Origin of the sequence: Neobacillus terrae (genome assembly GCF_011393025.1) — a bacterium.
Taxonomy (GTDB): Bacteria; Bacillota; Bacilli; order Bacillales; family Cytobacillaceae; genus Neobacillus_A; species Neobacillus_A terrae.
Window position 1 is genome coordinate 1 of record NZ_JAAOEO010000076.1, and the last position, 1,311, is coordinate 1,311.

1 protein-coding gene is annotated in these 1,311 nt (G+C 43.1%); it reads left to right on the plus strand.

From position 1 onward, the window contains the following. The first annotated feature begins 231 nt into the window (after nucleotides 1-231). The gene (locus G8761_RS26675) at nucleotides 232-1,212 is read left to right on the plus strand and encodes a DNA/RNA non-specific endonuclease (RefSeq protein WP_338001049.1); all 981 of its coding nucleotides are present in this window, start codon (nucleotides 232-234) and stop codon (nucleotides 1,210-1,212) included. Nucleotides 1,213-1,311 lie beyond the last annotated feature (99 nt).

The following is a 1,311-nucleotide window of genomic DNA, read 5'->3' on the forward strand; positions in this document are numbered from 1 at the left end:
TTGATGGGCTCTTATACGGCTTCTTTTATGTTAAGAATATCTTGTTTTAACTTAAATAACTTAGCTCTTAGCTGTCAGTCTTGGCAGCTTTTTCTTCTTGTACAGAAGGTGCAGATTAGTTGAATAAGGATTCAACACCAAAGATAGGTATATTCCAACAAAAGTTCAAAATGTGTTATTGCTTGTATACGAATTGTATGGTGGAGAAACATGTGAAAGGTGTGCAGAAATGTGAACAAAAGAATAATTTCCGTTGTAGCGACAGTGGTTTTGCTATCCTTCCTTGCGGGTTGCGGAACCATTACCGAACAGGCTTCGCCAAAAAAAGTGCAATCCCAAACAAGTGCGGCCGCTAGGACTGTTAAAACTAATGACACGGAAAAACCAAAGAGTGACAGTGAACCCACCAAAGCGGCTCCTGCATCCAGCACGCCAAAGGCAACAGGCACAGCGGGCGGATTTGATGACAGCAAATATACCCTACTTACAGTAGACGGCGGGGACATGTCAGGATATAGACAGCCAAATGCCAAAGTGGATGTCGGTTTCGGAGGACGGGAATATTGGGCGTATACAAATGAATACGGTCAGCTCATTCGTGTTGAGGCGAAAAAAATAACACTACAAAATCCAAATAGTGATCATGTTTTGTCATCTGGCAGATATTTCGCTGATGAAGCAGATGTTCCAGGCACGGAGAGCCCGACCCTGGATAAAGGTCATGTGATTGCCGACTCGCTCGGGGGAGTGTCAAATGCCTATAACATTACGCCACAGGACAGTATTCTCAACAGGCATGGCGATCAGGCTTACATGGAAAAAGTGATTCGGGATGCAGGAGGGTGTACGGATTTCGTGGCAGTGATTCAATATCCAAATACTAAGACGCAAATTCCCAGCCATTATAAGTTCACATACAAAATTCAGGGCAGAACCATTACGGACGAATTTGACAATGTGAACCCAGATGAAGTGAACAAAAAGTTAGGGGTAACGACAGGTAAGAAGAGTACGCCACCGAAAACAAACAGTGTACCATCAAACAAAACGGCAAACAGCAATGAAGATATTAGCAAAGTGGATACCAATCATAATGGTCAAGTTACGATTGCTGAAGCCAAAGCTGCTGGCTTTAAAATGCCAATTACACGCGATTCGTGGCTCTATAAATATATGGACGACCGAGATGGTGATGGACTAGTAGGTGAGTAAACATAAAAGTCGGTCCAGTGTTAACACTGAGCCGATTTTTTTATTGCATGTACCTCTACAAAGGCAGTACAGGCGGTCTTTTTGCTTATTCTACTAACG